The following is an 18,645-nucleotide window of genomic DNA, read 5'->3' as shown; positions in this document are numbered from 1 at the left end:
TAAAATTTTCATTGTTATGTTTAATCAAAGAGAGATACAGATATGAATAGAAAATTAGTGATAACTTCTTCTTTGAAGAGTATTTTTTATCTTATTTTGGAAGATAATATTCCGGTGGAACTAAAAGTAGAAGATAAGGAATTATCAAAACAAACCGGAAATATATATAAAGGAAAAGTTAAAAAAGTTGTTCCTGCTATGAATGCTTACTTTGTAGATATAGGTGAAGATAAAGAAGCTTTTTTACCTGTAAAAGATTTATGTAAAGAAGATAAAGAATGTAAAAACTTAAAAGTTGGAGATACTGTTATAGCTCAGGTTAGACGCTCACCTGTTAGCACAAAAGGAGCAAAACTATCTTGCAAAATAGCAATACCGGGAAAATATTTAGTCTTATTACCAAGATTAAAAAATCAAATATCCATATCATCTAAATTTGAAGACCAAGAATTTAGAGAGAATTTAAAAGAGCATATATCAAACATACTAAAACCTTATAATGAAGAAAAATATGGCTTTATAATAAGAACATCTTCAGAAAAAGCCACAGACCAGCAAATAATTGAAGATTTTTTACATCTAAAACAGGAATGGATAGAAATATTAAAATCTGCAGAAAAGCAAAAAGCACCTTCTTTGATTTATGAAGAAAGCTTTAAGGCATACTCAATTTTAAGAGATTATGCAGGCGAATTTGAAGAGATAATATCAGATGATATAAATATATTAAAAGAGATAAAAAAATATATAACAAAAAATTTTCCAAATGTTAATATAAAACTTACACCTTACAGAAAAAGAAAACAATCTTTATATTACCAATATCAGATAGATAAAATTATTAATAAGATATTATCACCTTATGTATGGCTAAAAAGTGGAGCTTATCTTATAATAGAAGAAACAGAAGCTCTCACCGTCATAGATGTAAATAGTGGAAGTTATTGTAAACAAAAAAATTTAGAAGATTTAGCCTACTCTATCAATTTAGAGGCAGCAAAAGAGATAGCCTACCAAATAAGACTTAGAGATTTAGCCGGTATCATTATTATAGATTTTATAGATATGCAACAAAAAGAACATAAAGAAGCCCTTATAAATTTTATAAAGGAAGAGTTTAAAAAAGATAAAAGACCAATAAAAGTAAAAGGCATAACAGAGCTTGGTCTTCTTGAGATGACAAGAAAAAAAATAGATGAAAGCCTTATAAAACAGCTATCAGAAAGTTGCCCTGTTTGTAATGGAAAAGGATTTATAAAATCCGAAGATATTGTCCTATTTGAAATAGAAAAAGCAATAAATCAATTAAAGCCATTTGTAAAACTTATTATAAAAATAAATCCAAAAATAGCAAAATCTGTTTCAGAACTGATAAAAAATTTAAATTTAGAAGATATTGTCTCAATAGAGTATAATAATAAATTAATGGTAGATAAATTTGAATTGGAGAAAATATCATGAAAAGGAAATTAATTATTTGTGCAGTTAGTAGCTTTATATTAATATCCTGTGCTTCAAAAAAAGAAAATATGGTTTATTCCGGTAATGTATATGAACAAGCAATGCAGGCTTATAAATCCGGAGATTACAAAACAGCAAAAGATAAACTTAGAAAAACAATTTTTTCTGCAGAAGGAGTAACACCACAGCAGATAATGGAAGCAAGATTTGCCCTTGCAGATAGCTATTATCAAAGAGAGGAATATGTAGATGCAATTGTTGAGTTTGAAGAGTTTATATCTCTTTATCCTACATCACCAAAGGTTCCGGAAGCATTATTCAAATTATCTCTTTCTTATTTGAGCGTTGCTCCAGATTATAAAAGAGATATAACCTATATAAACAAAGCAGAAGAAAAAGCACAGGAGATATTAGATAGTTATCCTGATTCAGAGTTTGTAAATGGAGCCAAAAAAGTAATAGCAAAGGCAAGAGAGATAAAAGCAAAACATCTTATATATATAGCAGATACCTATGAAAAATATGGAAAATTTTATTCTGCTTCATTATATTATTCCGATGTGTATGAAAAATATAAAGATTATATAGAAAAAGATTATATAGCTTATAAACTTGCTTATAATTTAATAAATGCAAAAAAACAGTATGAAGACGAGATAAAGAAATATACAGAATATCTTAAAGATACAGAAAAAGCTATTGAAAAAGAACAGGATTTAGAAGCAAAAAATGCAATGATAAATAGAAAAAAAGTTATAGAAGACCATCTTGCTTTATTAAATGAAAGAATTGAAAAATCAAAAGAAAGAGCCATAGATATATTAAAATTATTTTCAAAAGCATTTCCTGACTCTAAGTATAAAAAAGATGCAGAAAATTTATTAAGTAAGGTGGAAAAATAGATGGAAACAGAAAAAGTTGTAGAAAAAATAGTAGAAAAAGCTTCTGAAAAAAAAGGTGAAAATATAGTTGTTCTTGAAATAGGAAAAATTTCACCTATTGCTGATTATATGATAATAATTTCCGGCTCTGTGCCACTACATACAAAAGCTATCTGTGATTTTATAACAGAAGAACTTAAAAAAGAAGGGATATATCCTTCCCACATAGAAGGTTATAATGAAGGAAGATGGATAGCCATAGATTACGGCGATATTATGGTTAATATATTTATACCGGAACTTAGAGATTACTATCAACTTGAATGGCTATGGTCAGATGCGCCTAAAAAAGAATATAAGGTAAGCTAATGAGTATTGGCATTTTTGATTCAGGTATAGGTGGTTTAACAGTTTTTAAAGAAATTGCGAAAGCATTTCCAAAAGCAGATATATACTATCTTGGAGATACTGCAAGGGTTCCTTATGGTAATAAATCAAAAGAAACTATAATAAGGTATAGTATAGAATGTGCAGATTTTTTAGTTAAAAATTTTGATGTGGATATATTGGTTGTAGCCTGTAATACTGCATCTTCCCATGCCCTTGATATCTTAAAAAAATATTTACAGATACCGGTTATTGGTGTAGTTATTCCCGGTGCAGAAATGGCAGTAAAAACAACAAAAAATAAAAAGGTAGGAGTTATCGGCACAATTGCAACAATAAGAAGCAATGCTTACAAAGAAGCAATTGAAAGACTTGATAAAGATATTGAGCTTTACCAAAAAGCCTGTCCATTATTTGTCCCTCTTGTTGAAGAAGGAATGATAGATAACCAAATAGCAAAGCTTGTAATAAAAGAATATCTACAAGAAATTATAGATAAAGGTATAGATACATTAATCCTTGGATGCACCCATTACCCACTTTTAAAAGATACAATTAAAAATATATATCCGGATATTAGCATAGTAGACTCTTCCCAAAATATAGTTTCACATATCAAAAATTTAAAAATAAATACAGAAGAAAACTCAATAAAGCATATATATATAACAGATGAATCACCGGCTTTTGAAAAATTAAAAAATTTATTAGTTCCGGAAGGAAAAACAGAAAAAATAGAGCTTTCTCAAATATGTAATCTTTGAGGAAGATATGAGAATAGAACTAATTGAGAAAGTAGAAAGAAAAAAAAATAAATTATCCCAAATTCTAAAAAAAATTGATTTATCTTTAAGAAAAGAGGAAGTCCTATCAAAATGGCAAAATTATAAGCCAAAGCCAATTACAGATTTAAAAGTTGCTGTTTCAGATGGTTCTTTTAACAAAAAACATTACCTTGGATTTTATCTTTATGTATTTGGTGGATATTCTATTTTATTTGAAAATGAAAATATAAAAGCAGAAAAATTCGTAGGAGATATAGATATATCTGTTATAAAAAATAGCAACTTTGCAGATGCTTATTTTAAATTAGTTATGTTTTTATCAGAAACAAAAGCCCTTTATAATCTATCAAAAGAAAATAAGCCAAATATCATAATATTAGATGGAACAATATCAAGTAGATTTATAACACCATTTCCAAAAGCAGATTGGTTTATAAAAGAAGATATAGATGAAAAACTTTCAGAAATAGCCTCATATTTTATTGAAGAAGTTGAAAAAGATAATCAAGAAATAGTTGCATTTAATTTAGAAGACAAAATTTTAAAAAAATTGGAAAAACAAAATATAGAAATAAGAAGAGATATAATTGAAGCAATAATTGCAAAAATAGCTTATTTTGAATTACTTATAACTTTATCAAAATTATTAAATTTAGATTATAAACCTTTAATATTTGGTGTAGCAAAAACTTCCGATGATACTAAAATTTTTAATAAATCTGTGCCGGATATTAGAATATTTTATGAATTTGTTGAAGAAACCGGATATACCGAAAAATTATATATAGATGTTGAAAAAATAAAATGGCAATTTCCGGAAATATATGAAGATAAAGTAAAATTTAAATTACAAGATATAGATTTACAATATTTTTATGCAAAATATGGAGAGAAAAAAATAATATCATTAATTGAAGTTTATCAAAATCCGGATATGGAAACAATTTCACAAGAAGAAATAATTGATATACTTCATTTTTATGAAATAAACGGATATCCTTTTCCTCTAAATTTTGTAGATAAAGAAGTAAGAATAAAATCAGATGATTTTAAATTAATTGAAAATATCCTCGGTTTTTCTTCACAAATTACCGGAAGAGAAGGGTTAGAATGATAAAGATTGATTCTCAGCTTTTAGACCTTCAAAAAAATGCATTATCTATAATTCTAATGCTATACATACTATTTAACATACTTAATTTGGATTTATTTAAGAAAAAAGGAAATATAGAAGATTTAAAAGTAGATATAAATAAAGCCGATATTGAAGAACTTGAAAAAATACCATATATAGGGGAAAAAACTGCAATAAAAATCATAGAAAGAAGAGAAGAATTAGGATATTATAAAAATATAAATGAGTTATCAGATATAAGAAATTTTAAAAAATTTAAATATTTTATAAAGGTGGAAAAATAAAATGGATAGATTAGAAGTTCTAAAAAAGGCATTAGAAAAAGACCCGAATAATCCTCTTGGGTTATATGGTTATGCTATGGAACTTTATAAAAATAAAAAATATAATGAAGCAATTGAGATATTTAATAAATATCTATCTCTTTATGAAGACCAGGGAGCGGCTTACAGAACACTTGCCCAATGCTACATTCAAATTGGAAATTTAGAAAAAGCTATTGAAACCTATGAAGAAGGTATAAAAAAAGCTATGAAATTTAACCATCCAACTATGGTTGAAGAATTTAAACAAGAGGTAGAGCAGCTTAAAAATTTTCTATAAATAAAAAACATAGGCTTTACAATCATATTCAAACTATGGATACGGTTACTGCAATGTATCTATCAAATTTTGTTTAATAAAATCTTCCATATCCTGAATAGCCCTTTGGGCTTTTGCTTTTTTTCTTTCTTCTTTATTTTTTATTTTTTTATCAAGCTCCGGTAAAAGGGCAAAATTTGCTCCCATTGGTTGAAGCTCATTTTTTGCTGTAGTTATATAATTTATAAGCCCACCTATCATTGTGGTTTTAGGCAGTATTATAGGGTTTTCATTTTTTAGTAATTTTACAGCATTTATTCCTGCAATTATTCCGGTTGCAGCAGATGGCATATATCCTTCAACTCCGGTTATCTGTCCTGCAAAAAGAATATTTAAATTTGATTTTAGCTGTAATGTAGGAAGTAATACTTTTTGGGATTGGATAAATGTGTTTCTGTGAATAGAGCCAAGTTTTACAAATTCTGCATCTTTTAATGCCGGTATTAATCTAAAAATTCTTTTTTGTTCGTTATATTTTAATTTTGTCTGAAATCCAACAAGGGATAATAAACTACCTTCTATATTCTCTTTTCTTAGCTGGACTACTGCAAAAGGTCTTTTACCGGTGTTTGGGTCTATCAATCCTACCGGTTTCATCGGCCCGTATAATAATGTTTCTTTTCCTCTTCTTGCCATTTCTTCTATAGGCAAGCATCCTTCAAAATATACAGCCCTTTCAAAATCTTTTAATGGGACCTGTTCTCCTTTTAAAAGTTCATTATAAAATATTTCATACTCTTCTTCTGTTAAGACACAATTAAAATAATCTCCGGTTCCTTTTGAGTATCTATCAGCCCAAAAACCTTTTGAATAATCTACCGTTTCTGCATCTACAACCGGTGCTATTGCATCATAAAAATATAGATATTCGCTTCCTGTAAGTTTTTGTATCTGCAAGGATAAATCTTCTGATGTAAGAGGCCCCGTTGCTATGATGATTATATCTGCATCCGGAAGATTTTTAACTTCTTCTCTATAAATTTTTATATTTGGGTGGTTTTCTAAAATTTCTGTTATCTCTTTTGAAAATTTTTCCCTATCTATTGCAAGGGCTTGTCCTGCCGGAACTTTGTATTTGTAAGCAACTTTTAATAAAAGAGAATCAAGCATCTCCATTTCTTTTTTTAACAAACCGGAAGCAGAATATTGGTCAAAACTTCCAAATGAATTGCTACAAACTATTTCTGCAAAATATGGTGTTTTATGGGCAGGTGTTAATTTGTTTGGTCTCATCTCAAAAAGAGATACTTTAAATCCAGCCTGAGCTATTTTATAACTTGCCTCGCTTCCTGCAAGACCTGCACCTATTACTGCTACTTTTTTCAACTTTTCTCCAATGATAATCTTTTTTCTCTACTTTCTGATAGTATATTTAATATTTTATCTTCATCTTCTTTTTCAATAGCTTCCTTTAATTTATTCATAGATTTTATAAATTCATCAATTGTGTGTAGCACATCTTTTTTATTTTCTAAGAATATATCTTTCCATACCGTAGGAGAGCTTGCAGCTATCCTTGTAAAATCTTTAAATCCTCCTCCGGGATATTTAAACAAATCTATTCCTGTTTCTTTTGAAAGATTTATAAGGGCATCTACAAGGGCAAATGCTACTGCATGGGGCAGATGGGATACAGATGCAAAAACAAAATCATGTAAATATGGCTCCATAATTTCTACCTTTGAGCCTAAATCTTTCCAGAATTTTTCAATTCTTTTTAATATATCCTGATTAATATTTTCGGAAGGTGTTATAATAAGCCTTGCTCCTTTGAATAATCCTATAACTGCATTTTCTATTCCTTCTTTTTCTGTGCCTGCTATTGGATGAACTCCTAAAAAAATATTAGGCTGTAATATCTTGGATATTTTTAAAACAAGCTCTCCTTTTACACTTCCAACATCTGATATTATTGTGTCTTTATTTAAAAATGGTTTTATCTGTTTTGCTATATTTTCAAATGTTTTTACAGGGGTTGCAAGTATAACTAAATCTATATCTTGCCAATTTATATCCTCAAATTTATCAAATCCTTCATCTATTGCATTTAGCTCTGATGCTTTTTTTATTCTTTCTTTATTTAAATCAAAGCCGTATATTTTACCTTTAAATCCTTCATTTTTTAAAGATAATGCAAGGGAGCCACCTATTAAGCCAAGCCCTATAATCAAAACATTCTTAAAGTTGCCAAAATCTTTCATTTCACCAGTAATACCGGAATTTTGGAATTTATTGCAATATAAGAAGTTGTGCTTCCAAGAATAAGTTCCCTTATTCTGCTTTCTCCATAAGCTCCCATAACAACTAAATCTAAATCTTTATTTTCATCTAAATAACTCATTATTCTTTCTTCCGGCTCACCGTATCTAAAAATAATCTCAAAAGATAAATCTTTTAAAATCTCTTTTAATTGGGATTTTATCATTTCTTCTTTATCTTTATCCTTAACCATATCAGATAAAACCGATATTACTTTTATATTGTTAATTCCAAGCTCTTTTGCTAAGTTATAAAGATAACTTGCTGCGTGCTGTGATTTTTCTCTTCCATCAAAAGCAAGTAATATGTTGTTTATTTCTTTAAAACAATCAGGAACAATCATTACCGGAGATTTAGATTTTCTGGCTATATCTTCTGCAGTTGAACCAAGAAGAAGTGGAATAAATTCAGGATGCTCTCCATGTTTTCCTACTATAATTAAATCATCCGGGTCTGCCATATCTACTATTTCATTTACAACGATACCGTAAGCTTGAGCTATGGTGCAATCTCCACCTTTTTCTCTGCATTCCTTTACAAATTCATCAAGTATGGCTTCGGCCTTTGTTTCCAATATCTCTTTTATTTTAGGTAATAAATCTGAATATACTGTAAATCCAAGTCCTCCTGCAATATCTGTCAAAAATGGACCTTCTAATAATCTGATATCAATAATATGAACACCAACCACAGGTCTTTTTAATTTTTTTGATAGATAAATACCATACTCACCGGCAATTTTTGAATTTTTAGAACCATCTAAACCTACTAAAATTCTGTTTATCACCATTTTATTTCTCCTTTAAAAATTTCTTATATGAGTTAATAACCTCTTCTATTGCTTTATCTAAATCTTCTTCTTCTGTTTCCCAAACTAAGATACCGGCTTTTACTATATTCCATCTTAGATTAAAATCTGCAGGATGGTTTTTTGATATTATAACATCTAAATTCATATTTGATAAAATTTCTCCTACATTCTCTGTAAATATAGGTGGATTTTTTCTTATTTTTAAATCTTTTGTTATATCCACTGTAGCTATAGCTTTTGCTGTTTCAAAATCTTTAACCTTTCCATCTTCATCTGTAAGAACTGCCAACCTTAAACCTTCTTGTCTTACCGGCTCATAATGTATAAATATAGAATCTATATTTGGTATTTTTTCTCTTATTTCTCTTTCTATTTCATCAACTATTTTATGGGTTTCTCTAAGTCCATAATTATGAAGAAGCAGTTCTATTTCTAAAAATTTATGGCTTCCGGCTTCTCTTCCTTTAATCTGCTTTATTTCCACAACTGCCGGATTTTTATAAATTATATTTTTTATAAAATTTATCTCTTCTTCCGGTATAGAAACATCAAGTAAAACTTTTATTCCATTTTTTAATATATCAAATCCGGAATAAAATATAAATAATGAAACAATTGCCGCTGCATATTTATCAAGATTATATCCAAAATATATACTAATTAAACCAATTAAAACAATTAAAGAAGATAGAAAATCAGCCCATATATGATGGGCATCTGCAAGAAGTGTTGGCGAATTTAAATCTTTTGCAGCTTTCATCTCAAGTCTTGAATAAATAAATGTAGCTATCATAGCTACAAGTATAACAAATATTGCCAGCTGGGGATTTTGTATCTGATGTTCTTCATGTTTAAAAAAAGCTTCTTTTAATATTTCATAAGCAGCAAAAAATAAGAAAAAGGCTATAATAATTGATGCAATATTTTCTAATTTATAAAGTCCATAAGGAAAATCTTTTGTTTTTTTTGCAGATAGCTTAACAGATATAAAAGATATAACGGATGCAACTAAATCGGAAAGAGAATGGATGGCTTCTGCCATAAGTGCAAGACTACCTGTAATAATAGCAAATATAAATTTTAAAACAGTTAATGAACCATTAAGTAAAAGTGAACCAAGAACCCATCTTTCTTTCTTTTTTTGTGCAACCATTATTTAGTCTCCTCTATAAGTTTTAAAAATTCATCGAATATATAATGGGAATCATGTGGCCCTGGTGCAGCTTCCGGATGGTGTTGTATGGAAAATACTGGATAATTTTTATGTCTCATTCCTTCTATTGTGTTATCATTTAAATTTATATGGGTTATTTCAATATCTTGAGGTATTGAAGATTCATCTGTTGCATAATTATGATTTTGTGCAGTTATCTCTACCTTGCCGGTTTTTAAATTTTTTACAGGATGATTTCCGCCATGATGTCCAAACTCTAATTTATATGTTTTCCCACCATAAGCCCAAGTAAGAAGCTGATGCCCTAAACATATACCGAATATAGGTTTCTCAGATGCTATCAATTTTTTTATCTGTGCTATCTGATAAGTAAGGATAGCAGGGTCTCCGGGACCATTTGATAAAAATATTCCATCAGGATTAGAAGCCAAGACCTCTTCGGCAGAAACATTATAAGGATAACATATAAGTTCCAATCCTCTATCTGCAAGTAATCTTAAAATTTCTCTTTTTACACCATAATCTATAACTGCAACTTTATATTTTTTTTCTATATTTTTTCTAAATCCTTTGCCCCATTCCCAACTTCCTTCTTCCCATTTATATATTGATGGTGTTGATACCTCTTTTACCAAATTTAGCTCTGATATATCCGGAATAGACCTTGCTTTCTTTACTGCCTTAGCCGGAGATATATCTGTTCCTATATAACCTTTCATTACTCCTCTTTCTCTAAGTATCTTTACTACGGCTCTTGTATCTACTCCGTATATTCCAAACACATTATTATCATTAAGATATTCCTGTAATCTTTTTGTTGCCCTATAATTTGAAGCAATAGGTGATAAATCTTTTATAACAAATCCATTTACCCAGACTCTTCCTGATTGAATATCTTCTTCATTTGTTCCATAATTTCCTATTTCAGAAGGTGTCATTACAACAATCTGTCCTTTATAAGAAGGGTCTGTAAGGATTTCTTGGTATCCTGTCATTGATGTGTTGAATATAACTTCTCCACCGGTTTCTCCATTTCCGGAAAATAAATATCCAAAGAAAAAATGCCCATCTTCCAAGGCTAAAATTGCTCTTTTCATTTTAAACCTCTTCCATCAAAAATACATTATTATTCTAACATATTTACCTTTTAGTTTTCACAAAATTTTCAGCCTCAAATTTTTGTATTTCTTGAAGTAAAATTATAGTTTTATAAAATGTTTCAAAAGCTTTGATTCTTTTTTCCGGATTTAAAGATTGGATAATTTCGCAGTATTGATTAGATATTTCTTCAATCTTTTTATTTATCTCTTTTGTTGCCATTTTTCCTCCTTAAATTGAGATTTAGTTTCAATTAAAATAATAAAAGAAAGAATAGCAGAATATTATGATATTTCTCATTTTTATCCGAGTTTTATTTTAGCTAAAATGCCAAACGGAACAGCCAATCCTGTTATGAAACAGCTTCCCGGTTTTAAAAAAGGAAGTAAGTTAAATATATCTTCTTTATTGCTTTCAAAAAAGATAGAAACAGCATCAAGGTCATTTTTGTTTATTAATTTAAAAATAACTTGGGTATTTAACTGGGAAAGAACATATTTATTTATATTTGCCGGTCTTTGGGTTATTGCTACAAGTCCGAGGTTAAATTTTCTTCCTTCTGTTGCAATTTTTTTTGCCATTATGAAAGCAAGATTTTCTCTTCCTGTTTGTATCTCTCCAAAACCTTTTTCCGGTGCAAAATTATGGGCTTCTTCCAAGATTATTAAAGATTTTTCCTTTGTTAGCTGGGCTTTTCTGAATATCTCTTTAAGTATTAATCCTACTATATTTATTCTTGATTCTATATTATTTATATTTTTTAAATCATATATGATGAATTTTTCCGTGGCATCTAAGGATTTTCTTATTAATTCTATATTTTCTTTTTGAGATGTTATTGCCTCTTCTGAGTAATCTTTTATCAAGATAGATATAAAATCCAATATTTGCTCTTTTATATCTCTTTCTAAAAATCTTATTGTTGAGGCTTCTTCTATAATTTCTTTTAGATTTTTTTGATTAAAACCTATTAAATCTAAATCCGGTTTTATATATTTTCTAAATAAATTAAAAATTGCTTTTTCTTCCCTTGACCTTTCCTGTAAATCAATCCCTGAATTTTTTAATAACTCTTTAATATCTCCAATATCTATTGGGAATAAACTATCTTTAAATGCCAAAATATTTTTATTATCCACATTTAAGACTTTAGAATATTCCTGATATATATCAAATATATAAATCTTTATCCTTTCTTCATTTATATTTTCTAAAAATCTTCTTATAAAGGTTGTTTTTCCTGAACCGGTAGTTCCAAGAACTGCCATATGCATAGGAACAATTTTATCTAAATCTAAATATATATCTATATCTGTTGTTAAAAGTTTTCCGAATTTAATCGGAGAGCCCATTATATATCCGGCATGATTTATTTTAAATATAAGATTATCTTTTTCTTCCATTGGATATATAAATGTGGTTGGTGGTATAGGGGTTAAGTTTTGATTGAATATGCTTTCTTCTTTTGGAGAAGGAGTTTTATTGATTTTACCGAATATCTCTATATCTGCTATCTTTATATTTTGATTATTCTCTGATAAAAATGAATATATAGCTGATAAATTCCACTTTTCTTCATCTGATAATGGAATTATTTTATCAGATTGATAATTTAACTGCTGAGTAATGAAGAAAGAAGGATTTAACATTTTAAGATTAGTTATTCTACCGTATATTGTTTCTTTTTCTGTTTCTATCTTTATATAAGATTGTTCTTGTATCTGGGAAAATATTATAGCTTTTGATAGATATGGATTTTCTGAATTTATAATTATGCCTATTGATTTATTTAAATAAATGGAATTTGATTTTATTTCTTGATAATAGTTTATTAATTTATCTATTTCTTCTTTTTCTTCTGTTAATATTGCAGTTTCTATATTGCCAATATCTTCATATAAACCCGATGGTGTAATATTTGAAGAAGATATTAAAGCTATTTTTTTATCTATTATTATAAATTTTGCATGAAGTTTTGGATTTAGAAAAATATCTGCATTTAATTCTTTTGCTTTTTTGAAAAATCTTGGGTCTGTTATATTAAAATCTGAAAATTGTGAGCTTCTTATTATAACTGTTATATTTAAATCTTGTTTTATATCTTTTGTTATTTCTTCAAAACTCTCTCCTTTTATCCAAGGAGAGAGTATTATAACTTCATTCTTTGCTTCTGAAATAAGCCATTTTATCGTATTTAAAATTTCATTTTTGTTTAATACTTTCCCATTTTTATCTCTCTCTTAATCCTGCTAAAAATTCTTCAACCATCTCTCTTGCCTGCCAATCTTTATACTGGATAGGTGGATGTTTCATTGTATAAGCAGATATAGAGTATAAAGGACCTCCTATGCCTCTATCCTGAGCTACTTTTGCACATCTAATTGCATCTATTGCTACTCCGGCACTGTTTGGTGAGTCTTCTACTTCTAATCTAAGTTCTATATTCATAGGAACATCACCGAATAATCTTCCTTCTAATCTTATGAATGCAAGTTTTTTATCTTTTAACCAAGGAACATAATCACTTGGGCCTATATGGACATTCCTTGGGTCTATTCCGTAAGGTATAAGTGAAGTAACTGCTTCTGTTTTAGATTTTTTCTTTGTTTCTAATCTACTTCTTTCAAGCATATTTAAAAAGTCAGTATTTCCACCAACATTTAATTGATATGTTCTATCTATTTTTACTCCCCTATCTAAAAGAAGCTGAGTTAATACTCTATGGGTAATTGTAGCTCCTACCTGAGATTTTATATCATCGCCAACTGCCGGTATATTTGCTTCTTCAAATCTCTTTGCCCATTCTTCATCTGATACAATAAATGTTGGCATGCAATTTACAAAAGCAACACCAGCTTCAAGGCACGCCTGTGCATAAAATCTTGCTGCTTGTTCGGCACCTACCGGTACATAATTTATTAATACATCTGCTTTTGATTCTATTAAAACTTTTACTACTGTTTCAAGGCTATCTTCTTTTGCATCAGATAAAACAAAGGCATTTTCCGGTGGATAGTTCTTCATATGTTCTGGATATCCATCCAAAACCTTTCCTTTTCTAACTTTTACTCCCATATGTGGGATATCTCTTTCAAATATAGTTGTACAGTTGGGTAAATTAAAAATAGCTTCTGAAACATCATATCCAACTTTTCTTGCATCTATATCCCAAGCGGCTACAACTTCTAAATCCCACGGTTTATATCCGCCTATTTCTTCATGCATTAAACCGCTGGCTTCTATATTTTGCTTTTTTTTGTAATAATAAATTCCTTGTATTAAGGAGCTTGCACAATTTCCAACACCAGCAATTGCTACTCTGATTTTTTTCTCGGACAATTTTATTTCCTCCTTATAATATAACTTGTTTTGCTTTTATTATTTCCGGAATTTGATGTATCTCTTCTAAAACTGCTTCATTTAATCTATCATCAAGTTGTAAAGCTCCAAGGGCTATTTTTCCTTTTTCCAATCTTCCAAGTCTAAAACCGGCAATATTGATATTATGTCTTGCAAGTAATGTTCCTAATTTTCCGATAACTCCCGGCACATCTTTATTTTCAAACATTAATATTACACCTTGAGGTTCTATATCTATCCAGTAATTATCAACCATCATAATTCTTGGGAATTTATCATATAAAGCAGTTCCACCTACTGATACTTCTTTATCTTTGTTTCTTGCAGTAATTTTAATAAACTCTTTGAAATTAAGACCTGCTTCTCTTGTTGATTCTATAATATTGATTCCTCTTTCTTTTGCTAAGAATAAAGCATTTACCACATTTACCGGTCTATCTAATACAGGAGATAAATATCCTTTTAAAACATAAGCAACTATCGGTTTTAAATGTTTTGCGATAGTTCCTCTTACTTCTATCTGAATTTCTTGATAATGTCCACCTGCATATTGGGTTAAAAAGCTTCCAAGTTTTTCAGAAAGCTCAAGGTATGCTCTTATCTCTTCAAATCCTTCTTCTATTGTAAATGGAGCATTTACAGCTGCTTCCACAAATTCTCCTTTTAGAGCTGCTATTACATACTGGGCTACTTTTATTGCTACATTATCTTGAGATTCGTAAGTATTTGCTCCAATATGTGGAGATAAGCTTATATTTGGAAAATCAAATAATCTTCTTATTTTATCATCCGGTGGTTCTTTTGAATAAACATCAAGACCAAGTCCGGCTATTTTTCCTTTTTGGATAGCTTCATATAAAGCTTCTTCATCTACTATACCACCTCTTGCACAATTTATAAAATAAACTCCATCTTTCATTAACTCAAATTCTTTTTTGCTTATCATATTTCTTGTTTCTTCTGTAAGAGGACAATGAAGGGTTATAATATCACTCATTTTTATTAAATCATGTAAATCATCTATTATCTGAACACCATATTTATCACCTTTTTCTCTTGGAATGTAAGGGTCATAAGCAATAACTTTTGCTCCGGCAGCTTTACATCTAATTGCAACCTGTGTTCCAACATTTCCAAGTCCTATAATGCCTACAACTTTACCATCAAGCTCTTCACCCATAAATTTTTTTCTATTCCATTCGCCATTTAACATAGATTGGTGAGCAAGATGTAATCTTCTTAATACTGTATATAAATGAGCCATAGTTATCTCGGCAGCACCGATAGTATTTGCTCCGGGAGTATTTACTACCAAGATACCCCTTTTTGATGTTTCTTCTAAATCTATATTATCTACTCCTACTCCGGCTCTTCCTACTACCTTTAATTTTTCAGCTCTATCAAGTAATTCTTTATTTACAGGTGTTCCACTTCTTGTTATTATTGCATCATAATCTTTTATAATCTCTAATAGCTCAGCCCATTTAATTCCCGGTTGGTAATCAACTTCAATCTCTTCATCGGCATTTAAAATATCAATACCTGCCTTTGAAATATCTTCCGTAATCAATACTTTAAACATTTTTAAAAATTTCCTCCTGATAAAAAGTTTTTAAAATATTATACACTTTATCAAAACTCCTTGCTAAATTTTAAAATAAATGTTATCTTATTATATTGAAAAATTTTAAATTAGGAGGTTTAAGATTTAATGGCTGTAGTTTATGTGCAAGACAATGAGAGTTTTGACAAAGCATTAAAAAGGTTTAAAAAGATATGTGAAAAAGAAGGTATTCTTACAGAAATGAAAAGAAGAGAGTTTTATGAAAAACCATCTGTTAAAAGAAAAAGAAAACAAAGAGCTGCAAGAAAAAGATTAATTAAGGCATTAAAGAAAAAAGGGTTGTTATAATGCTTTTGCAAAGGCTTCAAGAAGAGATGAAAGCCGCTATGAAAAGCGGTGATAAAGATAGATTATCAACAATCAGAATGCTTATCTCTGAAATAAAAAAGGTTCAGATAGATACAAAAAAAGAGCTATCTGATGAAGAAATTATACAGATATTACAAAGATATGTAAAACAAAGAAAAGAAGCTTTAGAACAATATAAAAAAGCAAATAGAGAAGATTTAGCCCAAAAAGAAGAAAAAGAGATACAGATAGTTCAGGAATTTTTACCACAGCCTTTATCAGAAGAAGAACTGAAAAAGATAATAGATGAAACAATATCCCAGCTAAATGCAACTTCAATAAAAGATATGGGAAAAGTTATAAAAGCAGTTATGGAAAAAGTAAAAGGAAGAGCAGAAGGTTCTGTTGTAAGTAGTTTAGTTAAAGAAAAATTATCTTAAAAAATGATAGATATTGCTTTTCTTTCTTTGTTTTTATATCTTACAATAGGTGGTATTTATAAAGGATTTACAAATATTTTTTTTAAATATATTGGCTTAATTGCCGGTATATTAATTGCTATTCCTTTTCATAAATCTTTATCTGTATTTATGTCCCATTTTTTTGGTGGAAATATAATGATTATTGATTTATTATCATTTATTTTTATTGTTATTTTGTCTCTTTCTGTTTCTCAATTTTTATATATAACGTTGAGACAATATATCCATAAGAAAAAATATATAAAAATAACAGATAGGATAGCCGGTTTTATACTCGGCATCGCTATCTTTTTTTCTATTTTATATCTATTGAATGCCCTATCAAAAAATAATCAGATTATTAATCTTTTAGTTTCTAAATCTAAAATTATAGAAATTTTTAGAAATTTAGGATAAGGGATTTTTCTCCTGCATTTACAAAATTTAAAAATGTAGCAGCACCGGCAGGTTTTTGTAATCCATCTATTAAATCTTCTTCTTTATATCCAAATAAACTCATAGCCATCTGACAAGGATATAATTTAACATCAAGCTCTTTTGCTTGATTTATTAGCTCTTCTATAGATGGAACTTTATGCTTTTTCATCATATCTTTCATCATTGCTGTGGCAAAATCCATCATTCCGGGAAGTATTGTAAATATCTGTGGAACCGGAATAGGCATAGCAGGATTTCCAACAGGAGATACTTTTAGATTTTTCATTTTTTCTTTATGAATAACATTTAATCCATAAAAGCTGAAAAACATTCCTACTTCCATACCCATTGCTGCAGCAGTCGTTCCAATGATAAATGCAGGCATAGCTTTATCAAGGGTTCCACTTAAAACAATAATCCCGACTTTAGTAGCCATTTAATATACCTCATATATAGAAAATATAAAAATTATATAAATTATCTTAATACCTTTAATATATCATTGAAAATGACGAATATCATAAGTGTTCCAAGCAATGCAAATCCTACATAAGCAAGATATTCTTTTGCTTTTTCAGGTAAAGGTCTTCTGATAATACTTTCTATTAAAAGGATAAATATTAAACCTCCATCTAATACAGGTATCGGTAATAAATTTAGATACCCAAGTTGTAGAGATATAAATGCTATGGTAAATAGATAAGTTGTTATACCTGTTTCCAATGCTTGACCGGAGAATTGGGCTATTGCAATGGGGCCTCCAAGGGTTTTAAAAGAAACTTCTCCTGTAAATAATCCGACAACCACTTTATATATTGCAACTGTTAACTCTTTTGTTTTTTCAAATGCTTTATTTATAGCTTCCACAAATGGATATTTTATAATCTTTGTTTCAAAAAGTGGAGATATTCCTATGGTATATCTTTTAACTGTTTCATTGTATTCCGGAGTTAAATTAACTGTTATAATCTGGTTATCTCTTTTAATAAGTAAATTTAGTGGTTTATTTTCTTTTAAAGAAAGCATATAATCTACAAACTCAAACCATGTATTTATAGGTTTTCCATTGACTGCAAGAATTATATCTTTTTCTTTAAGTCCGGCTTTTTCTGCTGGAGAGTTTTTCATAACTGCTCCAACTATCGGCTTTATAATAGGAGATATTCCTATGTTTTCTTTTGTTATATCTTCCGGAACAGATACAGGAATTATAATTTTTTCCGAGCCTCTGAGTATTTCAAAATTAACAGTTTTTCCGGCTTTCATCCCAACTTCTACGGTAAATTCTTTCCAATTTTTAATCTCTTTTCCATTTACTTTAATAATCTGGTCTCCAACTTGAATGCCTGCTTTTTCTGCATAACTTCCTTTTTCTACATATCCTACTTTTACCGGCTGTGTTAGATAAGCCGGTTCTGTAATGCCGGTTGTATAAACAACTATAAAAAGTATAATAGCAAGAATAATATTAAATAAAGGTCCTGCAAATGCTATTAACATTTTTTGCCATCTTGGTTTAGAATGGAAAGAACGGGGGTCGTTATAAGCTTCTTTATTAACTTTTCCCTGAACCGGCTCTGTCATAGAATCTTCACCATACATTTTTACATATCCACCAAGTGGAATGGCTGCAATCTGATATTCTGTTTCTTTTCCTCTCCATCTAATTAATGGTGGGCCAAATCCTATGGAAAATGTTTCAACTTTAACACCAAACATTCTTGCAAATAAAAAATGTCCAAGTTCGTGTATCGTGATAAGTAATCCTATCATTATTAAAAATGCAACTAAACTAAGCAACTTTTCTTCCTCCTTTAAAAATTAACTAATTAAGATAACAC

21 protein-coding genes and 1 pseudogene are annotated in these 18,645 nt (G+C 29.1%); 10 read left to right on the top strand and 12 right to left on the bottom strand.

From position 1 onward, the window contains the following. Nucleotides 1–42: 42 nt before the first annotated feature. The 7 genes from QOR43_RS01680 to QOR43_RS01650 are packed head-to-tail and all read left to right on the top strand — an operon-like array spanning nucleotide 43 to nucleotide 5,252. Nucleotides 43–1,461 (top strand): Rne/Rng family ribonuclease, encoded by a 1,419-nt coding sequence (locus tag QOR43_RS01680; RefSeq protein ID WP_265133373.1) that lies wholly within the window; start codon nucleotides 43–45, stop codon nucleotides 1,459–1,461. After that, nucleotides 1,458–2,363 carry an outer membrane protein assembly factor BamD gene (locus QOR43_RS01675; protein ID WP_265133374.1) on the top strand — a complete coding sequence of 302 codons (906 nt, stop codon included), beginning with the start codon at nucleotides 1,458–1,460 and terminating at the stop codon, nucleotides 2,361–2,363. Before QOR43_RS01680 ends, QOR43_RS01675 begins: the two co-directional genes overlap by 4 nt. Then, complete coding sequence (rsfS, locus tag QOR43_RS01670) at nucleotides 2,364–2,711, top strand: ribosome silencing factor (protein WP_265133375.1); 348 nt, start codon at nucleotides 2,364–2,366, stop codon at nucleotides 2,709–2,711. After that, a complete protein-coding gene (gene murI / locus QOR43_RS01665; RefSeq protein ID WP_265133376.1) occupies nucleotides 2,711–3,493 on the top strand; it encodes a glutamate racemase in 783 nt (260 codons plus the stop codon). Before rsfS ends, murI begins: the two co-directional genes overlap by 1 nt. A 7-nt stretch (nucleotides 3,494–3,500) precedes the next feature. Next, on the top strand, nucleotides 3,501–4,628 hold the full coding sequence (locus QOR43_RS01660) for a DNA double-strand break repair nuclease NurA (protein ID WP_265133378.1): 1,128 nt from the start codon (nucleotides 3,501–3,503) through the stop codon (nucleotides 4,626–4,628). After that, nucleotides 4,625–4,933, top strand: coding sequence for a ComEA family DNA-binding protein (locus QOR43_RS01655; protein WP_265133379.1), 309 nt, complete (start codon nucleotides 4,625–4,627; stop codon nucleotides 4,931–4,933). The genes QOR43_RS01660 and QOR43_RS01655 overlap by 4 nt, the downstream gene beginning before the upstream one ends. Before the next feature lies 1 nt (nucleotide 4,934). After that, entirely contained in the window at nucleotides 4,935–5,252 is a 318-nt protein-coding gene (locus tag QOR43_RS01650) for a tetratricopeptide repeat protein (RefSeq protein WP_265133380.1), read from the top strand. A gap of 45 nt (nucleotides 5,253–5,297) precedes the next feature. On the opposite strand, the gene trmFO is transcribed toward QOR43_RS01650, so the two are convergent. The 10 genes and pseudogenes from trmFO to serA form a co-directional block, all read right to left on the bottom strand. Then, nucleotides 5,298–6,617 carry an FADH(2)-oxidizing methylenetetrahydrofolate--tRNA-(uracil(54)-C(5))-methyltransferase TrmFO gene (gene trmFO, locus QOR43_RS01645; RefSeq protein WP_265133381.1) on the bottom strand — a complete coding sequence of 440 codons (1,320 nt, stop codon included), beginning with the start codon at nucleotides 6,615–6,617 and terminating at the stop codon, nucleotides 5,298–5,300. After that, complete coding sequence (locus QOR43_RS01640; protein ID WP_265133382.1) at nucleotides 6,614–7,492, bottom strand: prephenate dehydrogenase; 879 nt, start codon at nucleotides 7,490–7,492, stop codon at nucleotides 6,614–6,616. The genes trmFO and QOR43_RS01640 overlap by 4 nt, the downstream gene beginning before the upstream one ends. Next, a complete protein-coding gene (locus QOR43_RS01635) occupies nucleotides 7,489–8,340 on the bottom strand; it encodes a universal stress protein (RefSeq protein WP_265133383.1) in 852 nt (283 codons plus the stop codon). The genes QOR43_RS01640 and QOR43_RS01635 overlap by 4 nt, the downstream gene beginning before the upstream one ends. Nucleotide 8,341: 1 nt before the next feature. After that, on the bottom strand, nucleotides 8,342–9,514 hold the full coding sequence (locus QOR43_RS01630; RefSeq protein ID WP_265133384.1) for a cation diffusion facilitator family transporter: 1,173 nt from the start codon (nucleotides 9,512–9,514) through the stop codon (nucleotides 8,342–8,344). After that, complete coding sequence (gene carA / locus QOR43_RS01625; protein ID WP_265133385.1) at nucleotides 9,514–10,632, bottom strand: glutamine-hydrolyzing carbamoyl-phosphate synthase small subunit; 1,119 nt, start codon at nucleotides 10,630–10,632, stop codon at nucleotides 9,514–9,516. Before carA ends, QOR43_RS01630 begins: the two co-directional genes overlap by 1 nt. Nucleotides 10,633–10,675: 43 nt before the next feature. Continuing rightward, complete coding sequence (locus tag QOR43_RS01620; protein ID WP_265133386.1) at nucleotides 10,676–10,855, bottom strand: hypothetical protein; 180 nt, start codon at nucleotides 10,853–10,855, stop codon at nucleotides 10,676–10,678. 80 nt (nucleotides 10,856–10,935) lie between these two features. After that, nucleotides 10,936–12,282 carry an ATP-binding protein gene (locus QOR43_RS01615; RefSeq protein ID WP_265133387.1) on the bottom strand — a complete coding sequence of 449 codons (1,347 nt, stop codon included), beginning with the start codon at nucleotides 12,280–12,282 and terminating at the stop codon, nucleotides 10,936–10,938. 177 nt (nucleotides 12,283–12,459) lie between these two features. Further along, nucleotides 12,460–12,810, bottom strand: a pseudogene (locus QOR43_RS08590) (phospholipase D-like domain-containing protein); the annotation flags it as partial. A 52-nt stretch (nucleotides 12,811–12,862) separates the two neighbouring features. Then, on the bottom strand, nucleotides 12,863–13,972 hold the full coding sequence (locus QOR43_RS01610) for an inositol-3-phosphate synthase (protein ID WP_265133389.1): 1,110 nt from the start codon (nucleotides 13,970–13,972) through the stop codon (nucleotides 12,863–12,865). A gap of 13 nt (nucleotides 13,973–13,985) precedes the next feature. Further along, the gene (gene serA / locus QOR43_RS01605) at nucleotides 13,986–15,575 is read right to left on the bottom strand and encodes a phosphoglycerate dehydrogenase (RefSeq protein WP_265133390.1); all 1,590 of its coding nucleotides are present in this window, start codon (nucleotides 15,573–15,575) and stop codon (nucleotides 13,986–13,988) included. Nucleotides 15,576–15,704: 129 nt separating this feature from the next. Between serA and rpsU the strand changes: the two genes are divergently transcribed. Genes rpsU through QOR43_RS01590 form a run of 3 tightly spaced genes read left to right on the top strand, consistent with a single transcriptional unit; the run spans nucleotide 15,705 to nucleotide 16,783 of the window. Further along, nucleotides 15,705–15,905, top strand: coding sequence for a 30S ribosomal protein S21 (rpsU, locus tag QOR43_RS01600; RefSeq protein ID WP_265133391.1), 201 nt, complete (start codon nucleotides 15,705–15,707; stop codon nucleotides 15,903–15,905). Then, nucleotides 15,905–16,345, top strand: coding sequence for a GatB/YqeY domain-containing protein (locus QOR43_RS01595; protein WP_265133392.1), 441 nt, complete (start codon nucleotides 15,905–15,907; stop codon nucleotides 16,343–16,345). The genes rpsU and QOR43_RS01595 overlap by 1 nt, the downstream gene beginning before the upstream one ends. 3 nt (nucleotides 16,346–16,348) lie before the next feature. After that, nucleotides 16,349–16,783, top strand: a complete 435-nt coding sequence (locus tag QOR43_RS01590) for a CvpA family protein (RefSeq protein ID WP_265133393.1) — start codon at nucleotides 16,349–16,351, stop codon at nucleotides 16,781–16,783. On the opposite strand, the gene QOR43_RS01585 is transcribed toward QOR43_RS01590, so the two are convergent. Next, nucleotides 16,767–17,240: a DsrE/DsrF/DrsH-like family protein gene (locus tag QOR43_RS01585; RefSeq protein WP_265133394.1), complete on the bottom strand. Its 474-nt coding sequence runs from the start codon at nucleotides 17,238–17,240 to the stop codon at nucleotides 16,767–16,769. The genes QOR43_RS01590 and QOR43_RS01585 overlap by 17 nt on opposite strands. A gap of 41 nt (nucleotides 17,241–17,281) precedes the next feature. After that, nucleotides 17,282–18,604, bottom strand: a complete 1,323-nt coding sequence (rseP, locus tag QOR43_RS01580; protein ID WP_265133395.1) for an RIP metalloprotease RseP — start codon at nucleotides 18,602–18,604, stop codon at nucleotides 17,282–17,284. Nucleotides 18,605–18,645: the final 41 nt, after the last annotated feature.

Origin of the sequence: Venenivibrio stagnispumantis (genome assembly GCF_900182795.1) — a bacterium.
GTDB lineage: Bacteria > Aquificota > Aquificia > Aquificales > Hydrogenothermaceae > Venenivibrio > Venenivibrio stagnispumantis.
This window is presented reverse-complemented; position numbering and strand designations above follow the sequence as displayed.

What these genes read in the sequence shown, in the direction of transcription:
- QOR43_RS01680 (WP_265133373.1), top strand. Translation starts at nt 43, where the DNA reads ATGAATAGAAAATTAGTGATAACTTCTTCTTTGAAGAGTATTTTTTAT.
- QOR43_RS01675 (WP_265133374.1), top strand. Translation starts at nt 1,458, where the DNA reads ATGAAAAGGAAATTAATTATTTGTGCAGTTAGTAGCTTTATATTAATA.
- rsfS (WP_265133375.1), top strand. Translation starts at nt 2,364, where the DNA reads ATGGAAACAGAAAAAGTTGTAGAAAAAATAGTAGAAAAAGCTTCTGAA.
- murI (WP_265133376.1), top strand. Translation starts at nt 2,711, where the DNA reads ATGAGTATTGGCATTTTTGATTCAGGTATAGGTGGTTTAACAGTTTTT.
- QOR43_RS01660 (WP_265133378.1), top strand. Translation starts at nt 3,501, where the DNA reads ATGAGAATAGAACTAATTGAGAAAGTAGAAAGAAAAAAAAATAAATTA.
- QOR43_RS01655 (WP_265133379.1), top strand. Translation starts at nt 4,625, where the DNA reads ATGATAAAGATTGATTCTCAGCTTTTAGACCTTCAAAAAAATGCATTA.
- QOR43_RS01650 (WP_265133380.1), top strand. Translation starts at nt 4,935, where the DNA reads ATGGATAGATTAGAAGTTCTAAAAAAGGCATTAGAAAAAGACCCGAAT.
- QOR43_RS01640 (WP_265133382.1), bottom strand. Translation starts at nt 7,492, where the DNA reads ATGAAAGATTTTGGCAACTTTAAGAATGTTTTGATTATAGGGCTTGGC.
- QOR43_RS01635 (WP_265133383.1), bottom strand. Translation starts at nt 8,340, where the DNA reads ATGGTGATAAACAGAATTTTAGTAGGTTTAGATGGTTCTAAAAATTCA.
- QOR43_RS01630 (WP_265133384.1), bottom strand. Translation starts at nt 9,514, where the DNA reads ATGGTTGCACAAAAAAAGAAAGAAAGATGGGTTCTTGGTTCACTTTTA.
- carA (WP_265133385.1), bottom strand. Translation starts at nt 10,632, where the DNA reads ATGAAAAGAGCAATTTTAGCCTTGGAAGATGGGCATTTTTTCTTTGGA.
- QOR43_RS01620 (WP_265133386.1), bottom strand. Translation starts at nt 10,855, where the DNA reads ATGGCAACAAAAGAGATAAATAAAAAGATTGAAGAAATATCTAATCAA.
- QOR43_RS01615 (WP_265133387.1), bottom strand. Translation starts at nt 12,282, where the DNA reads ATGTTAAATCCTTCTTTCTTCATTACTCAGCAGTTAAATTATCAATCT.
- serA (WP_265133390.1), bottom strand. Translation starts at nt 15,575, where the DNA reads ATGTTTAAAGTATTGATTACGGAAGATATTTCAAAGGCAGGTATTGAT.
- rpsU (WP_265133391.1), top strand. Translation starts at nt 15,705, where the DNA reads ATGGCTGTAGTTTATGTGCAAGACAATGAGAGTTTTGACAAAGCATTA.
- QOR43_RS01595 (WP_265133392.1), top strand. Translation starts at nt 15,905, where the DNA reads ATGCTTTTGCAAAGGCTTCAAGAAGAGATGAAAGCCGCTATGAAAAGC.
- QOR43_RS01590 (WP_265133393.1), top strand. Translation starts at nt 16,349, where the DNA reads ATGATAGATATTGCTTTTCTTTCTTTGTTTTTATATCTTACAATAGGT.
- QOR43_RS01585 (WP_265133394.1), bottom strand. Translation starts at nt 17,240, where the DNA reads ATGGCTACTAAAGTCGGGATTATTGTTTTAAGTGGAACCCTTGATAAA.